The sequence below is a fragment of the Pseudomonas brassicacearum subsp. brassicacearum genome (assembly GCF_008801605.1).
In the GTDB taxonomy this organism is placed as follows: domain Bacteria; phylum Pseudomonadota; class Gammaproteobacteria; order Pseudomonadales; family Pseudomonadaceae; genus Aquipseudomonas; species Aquipseudomonas brassicacearum.
Genome location: NZ_VZPJ01000011.1, coordinates 15,328 through 33,192, shown reverse-complemented (window position 1 = coordinate 33,192; position 17,865 = coordinate 15,328). Strand labels below are relative to the sequence as shown.

The 17,865-nt window shown below is 61.4% G+C and carries 15 protein-coding genes; 13 read left to right on the top strand and 2 right to left on the bottom strand.

The genetic code is table 11. The annotated features are described in order from the left end of the window. Positions 1-173: 173 nt before the first annotated feature. Positions 174-1,184 carry a class 1 fructose-bisphosphatase gene (locus tag F7R20_RS22495; RefSeq protein ID WP_003196872.1) on the top strand — a complete coding sequence of 337 codons (1,011 nt, stop codon included), beginning with the start codon at positions 174-176 and terminating at the stop codon, positions 1,182-1,184. A 3-nt stretch (positions 1,185-1,187) separates the two neighbouring features. After that, on the top strand, positions 1,188-1,784 hold the full coding sequence (locus F7R20_RS22490) for a DUF924 family protein (RefSeq protein WP_003196874.1): 597 nt from the start codon (positions 1,188-1,190) through the stop codon (positions 1,782-1,784). A gap of 132 nt (positions 1,785-1,916) precedes the next feature. On the opposite strand, the gene F7R20_RS22485 is transcribed toward F7R20_RS22490, so the two are convergent. Further along, positions 1,917-3,809, bottom strand: coding sequence for a methyl-accepting chemotaxis protein (locus tag F7R20_RS22485; RefSeq protein WP_013692077.1), 1,893 nt, complete (start codon positions 3,807-3,809; stop codon positions 1,917-1,919). 282 nt (positions 3,810-4,091) lie between these two features. Here F7R20_RS22485 and F7R20_RS22480 point away from each other — a divergent pair, with 282 nt between their 5' ends. Beyond that, positions 4,092-4,346, top strand: a complete 255-nt coding sequence (locus tag F7R20_RS22480) for a hypothetical protein (RefSeq protein ID WP_003196877.1) — start codon at positions 4,092-4,094, stop codon at positions 4,344-4,346. 189 nt (positions 4,347-4,535) lie between these two features. After that, a complete protein-coding gene (locus F7R20_RS22475; RefSeq protein WP_003196879.1) occupies positions 4,536-5,105 on the top strand; it encodes a lipocalin family protein in 570 nt (189 codons plus the stop codon). Between the two features lie 120 nt (positions 5,106-5,225). Here the strand turns inward: F7R20_RS22475 and F7R20_RS22470 are convergent, their stop codons facing one another. Continuing rightward, positions 5,226-6,590 carry a formimidoylglutamate deiminase gene (locus tag F7R20_RS22470; RefSeq protein WP_003196880.1) on the bottom strand — a complete coding sequence of 455 codons (1,365 nt, stop codon included), beginning with the start codon at positions 6,588-6,590 and terminating at the stop codon, positions 5,226-5,228. Positions 6,591-6,733: 143 nt separating this feature from the next. Between F7R20_RS22470 and hutC the strand changes: the two genes are divergently transcribed. From hutC to hutH (F7R20_RS22425), 9 genes are all read left to right on the top strand, one after another. Beyond that, positions 6,734-7,444: a histidine utilization repressor gene (gene hutC, locus F7R20_RS22465; RefSeq protein ID WP_170845945.1), complete on the top strand. Its 711-nt coding sequence runs from the start codon at positions 6,734-6,736 to the stop codon at positions 7,442-7,444. Beyond that, positions 7,441-8,010 carry a HutD/Ves family protein gene (locus F7R20_RS22460; RefSeq protein WP_003196884.1) on the top strand — a complete coding sequence of 190 codons (570 nt, stop codon included), beginning with the start codon at positions 7,441-7,443 and terminating at the stop codon, positions 8,008-8,010. The genes hutC and F7R20_RS22460 overlap by 4 nt, the downstream gene beginning before the upstream one ends. A gap of 396 nt (positions 8,011-8,406) precedes the next feature. Next, positions 8,407-10,095 carry a urocanate hydratase gene (gene hutU, locus F7R20_RS22455; RefSeq protein WP_003196887.1) on the top strand — a complete coding sequence of 563 codons (1,689 nt, stop codon included), beginning with the start codon at positions 8,407-8,409 and terminating at the stop codon, positions 10,093-10,095. Between the two features lie 149 nt (positions 10,096-10,244). Continuing rightward, positions 10,245-11,711: a purine-cytosine permease family protein gene (locus F7R20_RS22450; protein ID WP_003196889.1), complete on the top strand. Its 1,467-nt coding sequence runs from the start codon at positions 10,245-10,247 to the stop codon at positions 11,709-11,711. Between the two features lie 70 nt (positions 11,712-11,781). Then, the gene (locus tag F7R20_RS22445; RefSeq protein ID WP_003196892.1) at positions 11,782-12,750 is read left to right on the top strand and encodes an ABC transporter substrate-binding protein; all 969 of its coding nucleotides are present in this window, start codon (positions 11,782-11,784) and stop codon (positions 12,748-12,750) included. 71 nt (positions 12,751-12,821) lie between these two features. Continuing rightward, complete coding sequence (locus F7R20_RS22440) at positions 12,822-13,673, top strand: ABC transporter permease (protein WP_003196893.1); 852 nt, start codon at positions 12,822-12,824, stop codon at positions 13,671-13,673. Further along, on the top strand, positions 13,670-14,500 hold the full coding sequence (locus F7R20_RS22435) for a quaternary amine ABC transporter ATP-binding protein (protein ID WP_003196894.1): 831 nt from the start codon (positions 13,670-13,672) through the stop codon (positions 14,498-14,500). Before F7R20_RS22440 ends, F7R20_RS22435 begins: the two co-directional genes overlap by 4 nt. A 175-nt stretch (positions 14,501-14,675) precedes the next feature. Then, positions 14,676-16,199: a histidine ammonia-lyase gene (gene hutH, locus F7R20_RS22430; protein WP_003196896.1), complete on the top strand. Its 1,524-nt coding sequence runs from the start codon at positions 14,676-14,678 to the stop codon at positions 16,197-16,199. A gap of 129 nt (positions 16,200-16,328) precedes the next feature. Next, positions 16,329-17,861, top strand: coding sequence for a histidine ammonia-lyase (hutH, locus tag F7R20_RS22425; protein ID WP_003196898.1), 1,533 nt, complete (start codon positions 16,329-16,331; stop codon positions 17,859-17,861). Positions 17,862-17,865: the final 4 nt, after the last annotated feature.

Below are 17,865 nucleotides of genomic sequence, written 5' to 3'. Positions count from 1 at the left end.
CAACTGTGGGAGCGAGCTTGCTCGCGATAGCGTTCTCTCAACCAACAGAAATACCCAAGCGAACCGCTACCCCGTGAACTCAATCCTCCATTCCCCGTCTCATAGGAGGAATTAAGTCCCGACTCGCGCTAAACTGCGCTGGTTTTTCCGCCCCCTATTCTTCGGAGCCGTCCATGTCCCGCGTTACCTTGAGTCGCTATTTGATTGAGCAGACCCGCAGCAACAACACCCCTGCCGATCTGCGCTTTTTGATCGAAGTGGTGGCGCGTGCATGCAAGGAAATCAGCCACGCCGTCTCCAAAGGCGCGCTGGGTGGTGTCCTGGGCAGCATGGGCACCGAAAACGTGCAGGGCGAAGTGCAGAAGAAGCTCGACGTGCTGTCCAACGAAATCCTGCTCGAAGCCAACGAATGGGGCGGTCACCTGGCCGGCATGGCGTCCGAGGAAATGGACAATGCCTACCAGATCCCGGGCAAATACCCCAAGGGTGCCTACCTGCTGGTATTCGACCCACTGGACGGTTCGTCGAACATCGACATTAACGCACCGGTTGGCACCATCTTCTCGGTACTGCGTTGCCCGAACGAATACCTGAGCCAGAACGAAGCCTTGAATGAAAAGGCCTTCCTGCAGCCAGGCACCGAGCAGGTCGCAGCCGGTTATGCCATCTACGGCCCTCAGACCATGCTGGTGCTGACCCTGGGCGACGGCGTCAAGGGCTTTACCCTGGACCGCGAGATGGGCAGCTTCGTATTGACCCACGAAGACATCACCATTCCTGAAACCACCCAGGAATTCGCCATCAACATGTCCAACCAGCGTCACTGGGAAGCTCCGGTAAAACGCTACGTCGAAGAGTTGCTGGCGGGCGAAGAAGGTCCGCTGAAGAAGAACTACAACATGCGCTGGGTCGCCGCGATGGTTGCCGATGTGCACCGTATCCTGACCCGTGGCGGTCTGTTCATGTACCCGCGCGACAGCCGTGAGCCGTCCAAGCCGGGCAAACTGCGTCTGATGTACGAAGCCAACCCGATGTCGTTCCTGGTGGAACAGGCGGGCGGCGCTTCCACCGACGGCCATCAGCGTATCCTCGATATCAAGCCCGACGGCCTGCACCAGCGCGTGGCGGTGTTCCTCGGCTCGAAGGAAGAAGTGGCGCGCGCCACGGCCTACCACAAGGAGTAAATCATGGCCGAGCCCTGGCAGCCGTTGCTCGATTGGTGGTTTGGTTCAGCCAAGACACCGGACGAGATATCGGCTGACAGAGGCAAGCTGTGGTTCGGCAAACGCCATGATCGCCAGGCCAACGAGCGCTTTGGCGATCAGGTCGAGCTGGCACTGGCCGGCGGATTGACCGACTGGGCGCAACGCCCGGAAGGTTGGCTGGCCCTGGTGCTGCTACTCGACCAACTCCCGCGAATGATCTTTCGCGACACCCCCAAGGCCTTCTCCGGCGACCTGCGTGCCCAAGCGCTGGTAGCCCAGGGCATGGCTGCGGGTTTCGACCGGCAACTCAAACCGATCCAACGCGTATTCATCTACCTCGTGCTCGAACACTGCGAAAACCTCGCGGTGCAGAACGAGGCCGTGTCGCGGTTTATCGATCTGGTGCGAGAACAACCGGAGGCGCAACGGGCGGTGTTCGAAGACAACCTGGATTATGCCGAACGGCATCAGAAGATCATTGCCCGGTTTGGGCGCTTTCCCCATCGCAATGCGGTGTTGGGGCGCGAGTCTACGGCTGAGGAAGTGGAATTCTTGAACAGGCCTGGGTCCAGGTTCTGATTTTGCTGTGAGGCTGATACCGTCTTCGCGAGCAGGCTCGCTCCCACACTGGATTTTCGTTGAGCGCAAAATGTGCGTCCGCTGAAGTTCTAATGTGGGAGCGAGCCTGCTCGCGAAGAGGCCGCAAAAGCACTAGATCCGGAAACTACCCACCAACTGCTTCAACCGCGCCGCCTGCTGCTCCAGGTCGGCACAGGCCCGCAAGGTGGCTTGCAGGTTTTCCACGCCTTCCTGGTTCAGGGTGTTGATCTCGGTGATGTCGACGTTGATCGACTCCACCACGGCGGTCTGTTCTTCGGTGGCGGTGGCCACGGACTGGTTCATGCCGTCGATTTCACCAATACGCTGGGTCACGCTGCCCAGGCGTTCGCCGGCCTGGTTGGCGATGCCGACGCTGCTTTCGCTCTGGCGCTGGCTGTCGGTCATGGTCAGTACCGCTTCCCGGGCGCCAACTTGCAGTTCTTCGATCATCTTCTGCACTTGCTGCGCCGAATCCTGGGTGCGGTGGGCCAGGTTGCGCACTTCATCGGCCACCACCGCGAAGCCGCGCCCGGCTTCACCGGCACGGGCCGCTTCGATGGCGGCGTTAAGGGCGAGCAGGTTGGTCTGCTGGGAAATGCTGGTGATCACCTCAAGAATCTGGCCGATGTTCACCGTGTTGCTGTTCAAGGTTTCGATGTTGCCGCACGAATCGCTGATCTTGGCCGACAACTGTTGCATGGCCGCGATGGTTTTATCCACCACTTGTTGGCCATCTTCAGCCAGGCTGCGCGCATCGCTGGAATGTTGCGAGGCGAGGGCGGCGTTCTGGGCGATTTCCTGGGCGGCGGCACCGAGCTGATTGATGGCCGCGGCCACGCTGCTGGTGCGCGAAGCCTGCTGGTCGGAATTGAACATCGACGAGTTGGACGCGCTGACCACGCGCAGGGCGACTTCGTTGACCTGGCCGGTGGCCGAGGCCACTTCACGGATCGAGGTATGAATGCGTTCGACAAAGCGGTTGAACGAAGTCCCCAGCGCGCCGAATTCGTCGTGGCCGTGGATGACCAGGCGCCGGGTCAGGTCGCCTTCGCCTTCGGCGATGTCGTGCATGGCGCGGCCCATGGTCAGCAGCGGCTGCATCAGCACGCGGATCAACATGCCGAGCAGGGCGATGATGAATACCACGGCAATGACCATGGCGATCAGCGCCGACGTACGGAACTCACTGAGCATCGCCAGCGCGGTGTCCTTGTCGAGCACCAGCGCCACGTACCAGTCGGCTCCCGGCACGCCGTTGACGTGGGTGAAGGAGATGAATTGGGTCTTGCCGTCGAGGTCGACTTCTTTCACGCCCGGGCTGATTTGAGGCGCGCCGTTAGGGTAGGCCTCGGCCAGGGTCTTGAGCACGCGCTTGCTGTCGGGGTGGATCAGGATCTTGCCGTCGGCACTGACGATGAACGCGTGGCCGTGGCCGCCGAAGTTCAGCGAGTTGATGATGGCGCTGACGCTGGACAGGTCGATGTCCGCACCGGCCACGCCGATCATCTGGTTCTGGTGCTGCACCGGGGTGGCGACGGTAATCACCAGCTTGCCCGACGAGGCGGCGATGTAGGGTTCGGTGACGATGGTTTGCTGTGCGCTGTTGGCGGCCTTGTACCAGCCACGGGCACGCGGGTCGTAATCGGCGGCGCGATTGCCGGCCGGTACCGAGAACATCACGCCGTCGGTGCCACCAAAATAACTGAGCTGGAAATTGCTGGTGTAGGCCGGCAGGCCTACGGCGCGCTTGAGGCTGTCGGCACTGCTGCCGTCCACGGCAATCTGCTGGGCCAGCGATTGCAGCAACTGGATGCGGCCGTCGACCCACGTCTGGATGTTGCGGCTGGTCAGGCTGCCGAGTTCCTGCATGGAGGTTTCGGTGCTGGCGTTCAAGCTCTGGCGTTGACGATAGTCGTTGAACAGGATGAAACAGGCGAATGCAACGGCCACCACGAGGGCGGCAGCCAGCAGGATTTTATGGCTGAATTTCATGTTTCTGGTCATTAATAACACTACCGCGGAGGGACGGGTCAGGACGGGCTGTCAATTTGCCATAACGCATTGGTTTGCGCTGTTTCTTTTTATCGGCGTGCCAGACCGCCCCATCAGCGGTAGCGGTTCAATTCCGACGAAATGCACGACGCTGTCACAAAGTGAGTGTTTCACCGATGAAACACCTGCCCAAACCCAATAAATACCGGGGGTGTAGGGGAACCAGATAGGGGTTTTCTCTTCTAAGCTTCTGGTTGGCACCTGCCACCCCCCTTCCGTTCCAGGAGTTACACCATGTCGCTGCGATCTATCGCCTTGTTGTTTGTGTGTGTCGTATTGACTGCATGCAGCAAGGTCAACCAGGAAAACTACTCGAAGCTGTCGGCTGGCATGCCCAAGTCCGAAGTCGAAACGTTACTGGGGAAACCGACCGATTGTTCAGGCGCGCTCGGCATGTCCAGCTGCACCTGGGGCGACCAGAAAAGCTTTATCAGCGTGCAGTACGCCGGTGACAAAGTGTTGATGTTTTCCGGCCAAGGCCTGAAGTAAACCGGGGATGGTGGCCAGTATGGTTAGTTCTGTCAGTCAACTTCGGCGTCAGAAGCCCCTAGCTTGCGTTGCTGCTCCTCGCCATAGCGGGCTATGACTCGTCGCAGCGCCTTGGCTAGAGGCTTCTGGCATCCGAATTTGAACTGACGAACTAACCATGCTGGCCACAGTGCCCGCGGGAGAAAAATAATGATGCGGTTAGTTTTTGTGCTTTTGGCTGGCCTGATTTTGGCTGGCTGTGCCACTTCTGGCGAAGATCCGCTGGCACCCAAGACGGTCAACAGCGTCAATCTCAAGCGCTACCAAGGGACCTGGTATGAGTTGGCCCGCCTGCCCATGTATTTCCAGCGCAATTGCGCGCAATCGGAAGCTCACTACACCCTCAAGCCAGACGGCAGCGTGGGAGTGCTCAATCGCTGCCTGACCTCGGACTGGCAGTGGGAAGAAGCCAGGGGCACCGCCACGCCACAGGTGCCGGGCAAGACCGACAAGCTCTGGGTCGAGTTCGACAACTGGTTTTCGCGGATCGTGCCGGGCGTGGCGAAAGGGCAATACTGGGTGTTGTACGTCAGCGATGACTACAAGACCGCCATCGTCGGCGACCCAAGCCGTCGCTACATGTGGCTGCTGTCCCGTACACCGACCGTCAATAGCGTCGTGCGCGAGGAGCTGCTGAGCAAGGCACGCCAGCAGGGCTACGACACCACGCGCCTGATCTGGCGCGCGTCGGATCGACAGATGGCCAAGACCTCGAACTGACTGTCACCCGAAAACCGATGTGGGAGCGAGCTTGCTCGCGATAGCGGACTTTCAGTCAACATGTATGTTGAAGGTAAAGGCCCTATCGCGAGCAAGCTCGCTCCCACAGGGTTGATTGGGTCAGCCTAAAAGTTCGCGCAGTACCTGGGTAAACGCCCGGGCGCTTTGCTCTTCGCCGGCATGCCGCCCATCGCGCACCACCCACCGACCGCCGACCATCACATCGCGCACCTGGCGATCGCCGCCGGCAAACAGCCAGCGATTGAGGATGCCGTCGCCCTGGGCCGTGGCCAGGTACGGGTCGCTGCCATCGAGCACCAGCCAGTCGGCGCGCTTGCCGATTTCGAGGGTACCGATCGGTTGTCCCAGGGCCTGGGCACCGCCTTCCAGCGCCGCATCGAACAAGGTGCGACCGACCATCGGCTGATCCGCCCGATACAAGCGGTTGCGCCGTTGATCCCGCAGGCGCTGGCCATATTCCAGCCAGCGCAATTCTTCGACCACGCTCAGCGATACATGGCTGTCAGAGCCGATCCCCAGGCGCCCGCCCTGGGCGAGGAAATCCACGGCCGGGAAAATCCCGTCCCCCAGGTTGGCTTCGGTGGTCAGGCACAGGCCGGCAATCGCCCGGCTCCTGGCCATGAGGCTGACTTCCTGGGCATTGGCGTGGGTGGCGTGGACCAGGCACCAGCGCTGGTCGACTTCGGTGTTTTCGTACAGCCATTGCAGCGGACGGGCGCCGCTCCAGCTCAGGCAATCGTCGACTTCCTTCTGCTGTTCGGCAATGTGAATGTGCACCGGGCACTCGCGGTCACTGGCGGCCAGCACATCCTGGATCTGCCCGGGCGTCACGGCACGCAGCGAGTGGAAGCACAGACCCAGCGCCTGGGACGGCTGCCCAGCCAGGACCGGCTGCAAGCGCGACTGAAGCTTCAAGTAGTTTTCGGTGCTGTTGATGAACCGGCGCTGCCCGTCATTGGGCGCCTGGCCGCCAAAACCGGAGTGGCTGTAGAGCACCGGCAGCAGCGTCAGGCCGATGCCGGCGGCGCTGGCGGCGTGGCTGATGCGCAGGGCCAGCTCCGCCGGGTCGGCGTAGGGCGTGCCATCGATGTCGTGGTGCACATAGTGGAATTCGGCGACCGAGGTGTAGCCGACCTTGAGCATTTCGATGTACAGCTGGCGGGCAATGATGCCGAGTTGGTCGGGACTGATTTTTCCGACGAGGCGGTACATCAAGTCGCGCCAGGTCCAGAAACTGTCGTTGGGATTGCCTGCCACTTCCGCCAGCCCGGCCATGGCCCGTTGGAAGGCATGGGAGTGCAGGTTCGGCATACCCGGCAACAGCGGACCGCCCAGCCGTTCGGCGCCGTCTGCGTGGGAACCGGCCTGGATATGGGTCAGGACGCCTTCGGCATCGACCTCAAGACGTACATCATGGGCCCATCCACTAGGCAGCAGCGCGCGTTCGGCAAAGAAGGCGGACATGGTTCAACCTCATCGTGCGTAATTTGTATATACATATACAGACGTTTGCCTGGCCGGTAAACTCCGGCAAGCTAGCAACCTTATCCGCAGAACAGGGAACCGCCGTGCCGACTCCGCCTGCCAAACAGCCGCTGGCCGCAAACATGGGTGACAGTCCGGCACCCCTGTACGCCCGCGTCAAACAGATGATCACCCAGCAGATCGACAGTGGAAACTGGCCGCCGCATTACCGCGTGCCGTCGGAAAGCGAACTGGTCAGCCAACTGGGCTTCAGTCGCATGACCATCAACCGTGCGCTGCGGGAAATGACCGCCGACGGCCTGTTGGTGCGCATGCAGGGTGTCGGCACCTTCGTGGCCGAGCCCAAGAGCCAGTCCGCGTTGTTCGAAGTGCATAACATCGCCGACGAAATCGCCTCCCGTGGCCATCGTCACACTTGCAAGGTCATTACCCTGGAAGAAGAGGCGGCCGGTTCCGAGCGGGCCCTGGCCCTGGATATGCGCGAAGGCCAGAAAGTGTTCCATTCGCTGATCGTGCATTTCGAAAATGACATCCCCGTGCAAATCGAGGACCGTTTCGTCAACGCGCTGGTGGCGCCGGACTACCTCAAGCAGGACTTCACCGTGCAAACGCCCTACGCCTATCTGAACCAGGTCGCGCCGCTGACCGAGGGCGAGCATGTGGTCGAGGCGATCCTGGCCGAGCCGAGTGAATGCAAGTTGTTGCAGATCGAAAGGGGCGAGCCGTGCCTGTTGATTCGCCGCCGCACCTGGTCCGGGCGCCAGCCGGTGACCGCCGCCCGTTTGATTCATCCGGGGTCCCGCCACAGTCTGGAAGGGCGCTTTCATAAATGAGCCATTTGAAGGTTTTACGCGCGGCAGACTACCCACGCATGCCGTGGAAAAACGGTGGCGGCAGCACCGAAGAAATCACTCGCGATGCCGGCACCGGCCTGGAAGGTTTCGGCTGGCGCCTGTCGATTGCCGACATTGGTGAGTCGGGCGGCTTCTCCACCTTCGCCGGTTACGAGCGGGTCATCAGTGTCTTGCAGGGGAGCGGCATGACACTGAACGTCGATGGCCAAGTCACGCGGGCTTTGCATCCGCTGGACCCTTTTACGTTCAGCGGCGAGAGCCATGTGTTCTGCACACTGCTGGGCGGACCGATTCGTGATTTCAACCTGATCTACGCACCGCAGCGTTACCGCGCGCGGTTGCAGTGGTTGGGCGGCCAGCAGCGGTTTTTCAGTGACGCGCAAACGGTACTGGTGTTCAGTGCCGCCCCGGGACTGGCTATCAAGGTCGGTGAGTCCGCCGTTGATTTGGGCCTCTACGACTGTTTGCAACTGAGCAGTAACACCGGGTTGGTGGATGTCTCCACTCACGGTCAATGCTGCGTGATTGAGCTGACGGCCCGCTAATTTCAGCTTCTTGAGTACCCTGTGGGAGCAAGCCTTGCTCCCACAGATAAACACCCTCGCCACAAGGTGCCTGCCTGCTGTTTCTTCTGCGCACCAACTTGTTACCGAATGCCCCAGCGTGGCGCAACACCACGCTTCTGTGACCCTCCGATTTCCCCCTCGAAAACTCTCTTGAAAAATTTCATGCCGCTCAGCAGCCCTTAAATCACAAGGCTTTCAGCCAATTCCCCAGCCGTTTCTGAATATCGCCTCCAACAAGTTGGCCGCTTGATTGCATATGCTTGTACATACAAGTAAAGACGTATGCGTATGAGTCGCCGATATTCAACGCAACGTTCGCTAAATCGCTGCCCACTGCCCGGGCTGGTCTGGATTGATCGCTGAGGAGTTTTTGCTGTGACCGACGCTACCCGCAAACCCGAAAAATACCGTGACGTTGAAATCCGTGCCCCTCGCGGTAACACGCTGACCGCCAAGAGCTGGCTGACTGAAGCACCGCTGCGCATGTTGATGAACAACCTCGACCCGGAAGTGGCCGAGAACCCCAAGGAACTGGTGGTCTACGGTGGCATTGGCCGCGCGGCGCGCAACTGGGAGTGCTACGACAAGATCGTCGAAAGCCTGACCAACCTGAACGACGACGAAACCCTGCTGGTGCAATCCGGCAAGCCGGTGGGCGTGTTCAAGACCCACAGCAACGCTCCTCGCGTGCTGATCGCCAACTCCAACCTGGTGCCGCACTGGGCCAGTTGGGAGCACTTCAACGAACTCGACGCCAAGGGCCTGGCCATGTACGGCCAGATGACCGCCGGCAGCTGGATCTACATTGGCAGCCAGGGCATCGTGCAAGGCACTTATGAAACCTTCGTCGAGGCCGGTCGCCAGCACTACGACTCCAACCTCAAGGGTCGCTGGGTCCTGACCGCCGGCCTGGGCGGCATGGGCGGTGCGCAGCCCTTGGCCGCTACCCTGGCCGGTGCGTGCTCGCTGAACATCGAATGCCAGCAGGTGAGCATCGATTTCCGCCTGAAAACCCGCTACGTCGACGAGCAAGCCAAGGACCTCGACGACGCCCTGGCGCGCATCGAGAAATACACTGCCGAAGGCAAGGCGATTTCCATCGCGCTGTGTGGGAACGCTGCCGAGATCCTGCCGGAAATGGTCCGTCGTGGTGTGCGCCCAGACATGGTCACCGACCAGACCAGCGCCCACGACCCACTCAACGGCTACCTGCCGGCCGGTTGGACCTGGGACGAATATCGTGCCCGCGCCAAGACCGAACCCGCCGCCGTGGTGAAGGCCGCCAAGCAATCGATGGCCGTCCACGTCAAAGCCATGCTGGCCTTCCAGAAAATGGGCGTGCCGACCTTCGACTACGGCAACAACATCCGCCAGATGGCCCAGGAAGAGGGCGTCGAAAATGCCTTCGACTTCCCTGGTTTCGTCCCGGCCTATATCCGTCCGCTGTTCTGCCGCGGTATCGGCCCGTTCCGCTGGGCTGCGCTGTCCGGTGATCCGCAGGACATCTACAAGACCGACGCCAAGGTCAAGGAACTGATCCCTGACGACGCCCACCTGCACAACTGGCTGGACATGGCCCGCGAGCGCATCAGCTTCCAGGGCTTGCCGGCACGTATCTGCTGGGTTGGCCTGGGCCAACGCGCCAAGCTGGGCCTGGCGTTCAACGAGATGGTGCGCAGCGGCGAATTGTCGGCCCCGATCGTGATCGGCCGCGACCACCTGGACTCTGGTTCCGTGGCCAGCCCCAACCGTGAAACCGAATCCATGCAGGACGGTTCCGATGCGGTTTCCGACTGGCCGTTGCTCAACGCCTTGCTCAACACCGCGAGCGGCGCGACCTGGGTTTCGCTGCACCACGGTGGCGGCGTCGGCATGGGCTTCTCGCAGCACTCGGGCATGGTGATCGTCTGCGACGGTACCGACGAAGCGGCCGAGCGCATTGCCCGCGTGCTGCACAACGATCCGGCCACGGGCGTGATGCGTCATGCCGATGCCGGTTACCAGATCGCCATCGATTGCGCCAAGGAACAGGGGCTGAACCTGCCGATGATTACCGGCAAATAAACCCGGGCCCCCCTGTGGGAGCGAGCTTGCTCGCGATAGCGGTGGATCAGTACCGGTTCCGTCTACTGACACGCCCTCATCGCGAGCAAGCTCGCTCCCACAGGAGTGCGGCGCAATTGAATTGCAGAACAATCCACAGAGGTTGAACCATGGCTGTCACCAGCACACGTGCAAGCAGCAAGCCGTTGATCGAGAAACGTTCGATCGACTACATCCCGGAAACGGAGAGACACGGCCGATTGTTGAGCCAGTTCACCCTCTGGATGGGGGCCAACCTGCAAATCACGGCAATTGTCACCGGCGCATTGGCGGTGGTGCTTGGCGGTGATGTGTTCTGGTCGTTGATCGGTTTGCTGATCGGCCAACTGCTCGGCGGTGGCGTCATGGCGTTGCATGCCGCGCAAGGGCCCAAGCTTGGCCTGCCGCAGATGATCTCCAGCCGGGTGCAGTTTGGTGTGTATGGCGCGGCCATCCCGATCGTGCTGGTGTGCCTGATGTACCTGGGTTTCACCGCAACGGGAACCGTGCTTTCCGGCCAGGCGCTGGGCCAGTTGTTTGGTGTCAGCGACAGTGTCGGCATCCTCATTTTCGCCAGCGTCATCGTACTGGTCACGGTGCTCGGTTATCGGGTGATTCACTTCATTGGCCGTGTCGCCAGCATCCTTGGTGTGATCGCCTTTGTTTACCTGTTCTCTCGTCTGATGAGCCAGACGGACGTTGGCGCACTCTTGCAAATCCGCCATTTCAGCTGGAGCAGTTTCCTGCTTGCGGTGTCGCTCGCGGCGTCCTGGCAGATCGCCTTCGGCCCCTACGTGGCGGACTATTCGCGTTACCTGCCGAGCAAGACTTCTTCGGTGAAAACCTTTTTTGCCGCGGGCGCCGGTTCAGTCATCGGCGCACAGGTGGCGATGATCCTCGGCGTGTTTGCCGCGGCCTCGGCCAATGGGCAATTCGCCGGTCACGAAGTGGCCTACATCGTGGGCCTGGGGGGCACCGGTGCCACCGCCGCGCTGCTGTATTTCAGCATCGCGTTCGGCAAGGTCACCATCTCCACGCTGAACTCCTACGGCAGCTTCATGTGCATCGCGACCATCATCAGCGGTTTTCGTGGTCACCTGAACGTAACGCGCTTGCAGCGTCTGGTCTTCGTGCTGGTCATCGTCGGCGCTGCGACGCTGATCGCGCTGCTCGGCCAGCACTCGTTCCTCGGCGCGTTCAAGTCCTTCATCCTGTTCTTGCTGGCGTTCTTTACGCCTTGGAGCGCGATCAACCTGGTGGACTACTACTGCATCACCCGCGAGCGCTATGACGTGCCGGCACTGGCCGACCCGAACGGTCGCTACGGTCGTTGGAACGCCCTCGGCATCAGCGTCTATGTCTTCGGCGTACTGGTTCAACTGCCGTTTATCGCCACCAAGTTCTATACCGGTCCGCTGGTGGCAGCCATGGGCGGTGTGGATATTTCCTGGATCATCGGTCTGGTGGTTCCGGCGGCGCTGTATTACGTCGTCGCCAAGAAGTGGCACAGCGCTGTACCCGATCAATTGATCCTGCCAATCGAGCAGGACACGGTTGACGCACAACCGAGCAGGGCGGGCCGCATTCAAGCGGTCTGATGGGACGTTGACAGGGCTGGATGCCTCTTGACTGCCGTAAGCCAATCCAACTGATTAGGAGCGTCACATAATGAAGTCGAACAAGACCCTGCTGACCACATTGCTTTCCATGGGCCTGCTGGCCAGCGCTGGCGCCACACAAGCGGCGGGTTGGTGCGAGTCGGGTAAACCGGTGAAGTTCGCCGGCCTGAACTGGGAAAGCGCCATGTTGCTGACCGACGTCCTGCAAGTGGTGCTGGAAAAAGGCTACGACTGCAAGACCGACAGCCTGCCAGGCAACTCCATCACCATGGAGAACGCCCTGAGCAGCAACGACATCCAGGTGTTTGCCGAAGAGTGGGTCGGCCGCAGTGAAGTCTGGAACAAGGCCGAGAAGGCCGGCAAGGTAGTCGGCGTCGGTGCCCCGGTCGTGGGTGCCATCGAAGGCTGGTACGTGCCGCGCTACGTGGTGGAAGGCGACGCCAAGCGCAAGCTCGAAGCCAAGGCACCAGGACTGAAGAACATCGCTGACCTGGGCCAGTACGCCGCCGTGTTCAAGGACCCGGAAGAACCGTCCAAGGGCCGCTTCTATAACTGCCCGGCCGGCTGGACCTGCGAGCTGGACAACAGCGAAATGCTGAAAAGCTATGGCCTGGAAAAAACCTACACCAACTTCCGTCCAGGTACCGGCCCAGCGCTGGATGCGGCGGTGCTGTCGAGCTACAAGCGCGGCGAGCCGATCCTGTTCTACTACTGGTCGCCAACGCCGCTGATGGGCCAGGTGGACCTGGTGAAACTGGAAGAAAAACCGGGCGTGGATAAAAGCGTGAGCATCAAGGTCGGCCTGTCCAAGACCTTCCACGACGAGGCACCTGAATTGGTGACGGTGCTGGAAAAGGTCAACCTGCCGATCGATATCCTGAACCAGAACCTCGGGCGCATGGCGAAGGAACGAATCGAGTCGCCGAAACTGGCGAAGATCTTCCTGAAGGAACATCCTGAAGTCTGGCACGCCTGGGTAAGCGAAGACGCTGCCAAGAAAATCGACGCGGCTCTGTAGGTCGAATACTTCCCGGCCAACCGTGGGGCTGGCCGGGACGTTCACCGCATCCACTTGATCGAGAGTCTCTTATGTTTCCCGAAAGCTTTACCTTCTCCATTGCCGATTGGGTCAACGGTTGGGTCGACTCCCTGGTGACCAATTATGGCGATGTGTTCCGGCACATCTCCGACACCCTGCTGTGGGCCATCGTCAATCTCGAAGGCCTGCTGCGCATGGCGCCCTGGTGGCTGATGCTGGCTATCGTCGGTGGCATCGCCTGGCACGCCACCCGCAAGGTCGTCGCCACGGCGGTGATCGTCGGCCTGCTGTTTCTGGTGGGCGCGGTGGGCCTGTGGGACAAGCTGATGCAGACCCTCGCGCTGATGCTGGTGGCGACGCTGATCTCGGTGTTGATCGGCATTCCGCTGGGCATTCTCTCGGCACGCAGCAATCGCCTGCGTTCGGTGCTGATGCCGTTGCTGGACATCATGCAGACCATGCCGAGCTTCGTGTACCTGATTCCGGTGTTGATGCTGTTCGGCCTGGGCAAGGTCCCGGCGATTTTCGCCACGGTGATCTACGCTGCGCCGCCACTGATTCGCCTGACTGACCTTGGCATCCGCCAGGTGGACGGCGAAGTGATGGAAGCCATCAACGCCTTCGGCGCCAACCGCTGGCAACAGCTGTTCGGCGTGCAACTGCCCCTGGCCCTGCCGAGCATCATGGCCGGGATCAACCAGACCACCATGATGGCCCTGTCGATGGTGGTCATCGCCTCGATGATCGGCGCCCGTGGCCTGGGTGAAGACGTGCTGGTGGGCATCCAGACCCTCAACGTCGGACGCGGCCTGGAAGCCGGGCTGGCGATCGTGATTCTCGCCGTGGTCATCGACCGCATTACCCAGGCCTATGGTCGTCCTCGGCACGAGGTGAGCAAATGAGCAACGCAGCCATCAGCAAGATCGAAGTCAAGAATGTCTTCAAGATTTTCGGCAATCGCTCCAAGGAGGCCCTGGAGCTGATCCGCCAGAACAAGACCAAGGACCAGGTGCTGGCCGAAACCGGCTGCGTGGTCGGCGTTAACGACTTGTCGCTGAGCATCGGCACCGGTGAGATTTTCGTGATCATGGGCCTGTCCGGTTCCGGCAAGTCCACGTTGGTGCGCCATTTCAACCGGCTGATCGACCCTACCAGCGGCGCGATCCTGGTGGACGGCGAAGACATCCTGCAACTGGACATGGACGCCTTGCGCGAATTTCGCCGACACAAGATCAGCATGGTGTTCCAGAGCTTCGGCCTGCTGCCCCACAAGAGCGTGCTGGACAACGTCGCCTATGGCTTGAAAGTGCGCGGCGAGAGCAAGCAGGTGTGCGCCGAGCGGGCGTTGCACTGGATCGATACCGTGGGCCTGAAGGGCTACGAGAACAAATACCCGCACCAGCTCTCTGGTGGCATGCGCCAGCGCGTCGGCCTGGCCCGGGCCTTGGCGGCGGACACCGACATCATCCTGATGGACGAAGCCTTCAGCGCCCTCGACCCACTGATCCGCGCGGAGATGCAGGACCAGTTGCTGGAACTGCAAAAGACCCTGCACAAGACCATCGTGTTCATCACCCACGACCTCGACGAGGCCGTGCGCATTGGCAACCGCATTGCGATCCTCAAGGACGGCAAGCTGATCCAGGTCGGCACGCCTCGGGAGATCCTGCACTCGCCGGCGGATGAGTATGTCGATCGGTTTGTGCAACGGCGGGCGGCGGTGGTGTAAGACCGGACTCCGTTGTGGAGAGGGGATTTACCTGTGGGAGCAAAGCTTGCTCGCGATGCAGACGCCTCGGTTCCAAAGAGACCGCGTTGTTTTTATCGCGGGCAAGCCTTGCTCCCACAGATAAATCCCCACGCCACAAATGTTATTGGCAACTTTAATGTGCATGAGGCTTTAAATGTCCCAGGCTGAAAAAATCGTAATCACAGGCGCCCCGTTGCGTTGGCAGGATGTCGTCGCCGTCGCCCGCTTTGGCGCTGTGCTCGAGCTATCGACTGAGACCTGGGCGCGGATCGACAACGCCCAGGCCATCGTCCAGCGTATCGTCGCAAGCGGCGAGCGCGCCTATGGCGTCAATACCGGCCTGGGGGCCTTGTGCAATGTTTCGCTCAAGGACGAACAACTCAGCCAACTGTCGCGCAACACCTTGCTCAGCCATGCCTGTGGCGTTGGTGCGCCGCTTTCTGATGAGCAGACCCGGGCGATTATCTGCGCCGCTATCCTCAACTACAGCCAAGGCAAGTCCGGCATCCATCGCCGGGTAGTCGAAGCGCTGCTGGCGCTGCTCAATCGCGGCATCACACCGCAAGTGCCGTCCCAGGGTTCGGTGGGTTACCTGACCCACATGGCCCACATCGGCATCGCGTTGCTGGGCGTCGGCCAGGTCAGCTATCGCGGGCAGATAATCCCGGCGCAACAGGCCCTGGCCGCAGAGGGTTTGCAACCGGTGCAACTGGGGGCCAAGGACGGTCTGTGCCTGGTCAACGGCACGCCGTGCATGACCGGTCTGAGCTGCCTGGCCCTGGCCGATGCGACGCGGTTGGTGCAATGGGCCGACGTGATCGGCGCCATGAGTTTCGAGGCCCAGCGCGGGCAGATTGCCGCGTTCGATGCCGACGTCATCGCCCTCAAGCCACACCCGGGCATGCAGCAGGTCGGGAGCAATTTGCGAGCACTGCTCGACGGCAGCGAAGTCATCGCCGCGAGCCTGGGCATTCGCACCCAGGACGCCTTGAGCATCCGCTCGATTCCCCAGGTGCACGGCGCGGCTCGCGACCAGTTGGCCCACGCCCGGCAACAGATCGAAACCGAACTCAACGCGGTGACCGATAATCCACTGCTGCTGGGTACGCCGGAGAGCTTCCGGGTCATGTCCCAGGCCAATCCCCACGGCCAGTCGGTGGCGCTGGCGGCAGATCTGCTGGCGATTGCCATGGCTGAGATCGGCTCCATCGCCGAGCGTCGCCTCGACCGCTTGATCAACCCCCACGTCAGCGGCCTGCCGGCCTTCCTGGTGGCCAACCCCGGGGTGAACTCGGGGATGATGATCGTGCAATACGTCGCCGCGTCGCTGTGCGCGGAAAACAAGCAACTGGCGCAACCGGCGGTGCTCGACAATTTCGTCACCTCCGGGTTGCAGGAAGACCATCTGAGCATGGGCACCAACGCGGCCCTGAAGCTGCACCGGGCGCTGGAAAACTGCACGCAGATCCTCGCCATCGAATACCTGCTGGCGGCCCAGGCCTTTGAGTTTCTCAAGGCCCAGCGTTTCGGCGCCGGCACCGACATTGCCTGGAAACTGCTGCGCGAACGCGTCCCGGCCTATGACCAGGACCGCTGGCTGGCGCCGGACATCGCCAGTGCCGCCGGCCTGCTCAAAGACCCGAATGTGTTGCACAGCGTATTACCGAATTTGAATTGATCAAAAAAGCGCCAGCGTGCCAAGGCACCTCTTGCCCACAAGGCATCGCCCAAAAAGCGAAGGTGACGGATAACGGAACATTCCGGAGCGACTGGCGGGTGAAAACAAAACTCTCAAAAGGAGCATTACATGACTGCCTTAAACCTGATTCCCGGCCAATTGAGCCTGGCTCAATTGCGTGACATCTATCAGCAACCCGTGACCTTGAGTCTCGACGCCAGCGCGTCGGCGCAGATCGAAGCCAGTGTTGCCTGCGTTGAGCAGATTCTTGCCGAGAACCGCACCGCCTACGGCATCAACACCGGTTTCGGCCTGCTGGCCTCGACCCGTATCGCCAGCGAAGACCTGGAAAACCTGCAGCGCTCCCTGGTGCTGTCCCATGCCGCCGGGGTGGGCGAGCCAATAAGCGATGCGCTGGTGCGGCTGGTCATGGTGCTCAAGGTCAACAGCCTGAGCCGGGGTTTTTCCGGCATCCGTCGGCAGGTGATCGATGCGCTGATTGCGCTGATCAATGCCGAGGTCTACCCGCACATTCCGCTCAAGGGTTCGGTCGGTGCGTCCGGTGACCTGGCGCCACTGGCCCACATGTCCCTGGTGCTGCTGGGCGAAGGCAAGGCCCGCTACAAGGGCGAATGGCTGCCGGCCGTCGAGGCGCTGAAAGTGGCTGGCCTCGCGCCGCTGACCCTGGCCGCCAAGGAAGGCCTGGCGCTGCTCAACGGCACCCAGGTCTCCACCGCGTTTGCCTTGCGTGGCCTGTTCGAAGGCGAAGACCTGTTTGCCGGTGCCCTGGCCCTGGGCGGCCTCACGGTGGAAGCGGTGCTCGGCTCGCGTTCGCCATTCGATGCACGCATCCATGCCGCCCGTGGCCAGAAAGGCCAGATCGACGCCGCCGCTGCCTACCGCGATCTGCTGGGCGAGCGCAGCGAAGTTTCCGATTCGCACCAGAACTGCGATAAGGTCCAGGACCCGTACTCCCTGCGCTGCCAACCGCAGGTGATGGGCGCCTGCCTGACCCAGTTCCGCCAGGCCGCCGAGGTGCTGGTGATCGAGGCCAACGCGGTGTCGGATAACCCGCTGGTGTTCGCCGCCGAGGGCGACGTGATTTCCGGCGGCAACTTCCACGCCGAACCGGTGGCGATGGCGGCCGACAACATGGCCTTGGCGATTGCCGAGATTGGCTCCCTGAGCGAGCGACGCATTTCGTTGATGATGGACAAGCACATGTCGCAACTGCCGCCGTTCCTCGTCGCCAATGGCGGAGTGAACTCCGGCTTCATGATCGCCCAGGTCACCGCTGCGGCCCTGGCCAGTGAAAACAAGGCGCTGTCCCATCCCCATTCGGTGGACAGCCTGCCGACGTCGGCGAACCAGGAAGACCACGTTTCCATGGCCCCGGCTGCCGGCAAGCGTCTGTGGGAAATGGCCGAGAACACCCGTGGGATCCTCGCGGTGGAATGGCTCGCGGCTTGCCAGGGGCTGGACCTGCGCGGCGGCTTGAAGACCTCCGCGAAGCTGGAGCGGGCCCGTGGCCTGCTGCGTGCACAAGTGCCGTTTTATGAGAAGGACCGCTTCTTTGCGCCGGACATCAATGCGGCCAGTGAATTGCTGGCGAGTCGGTGCCTGAACGAATTGGTCACGGCGCAGTTGTTGCCGAGCCTGTAAGGGC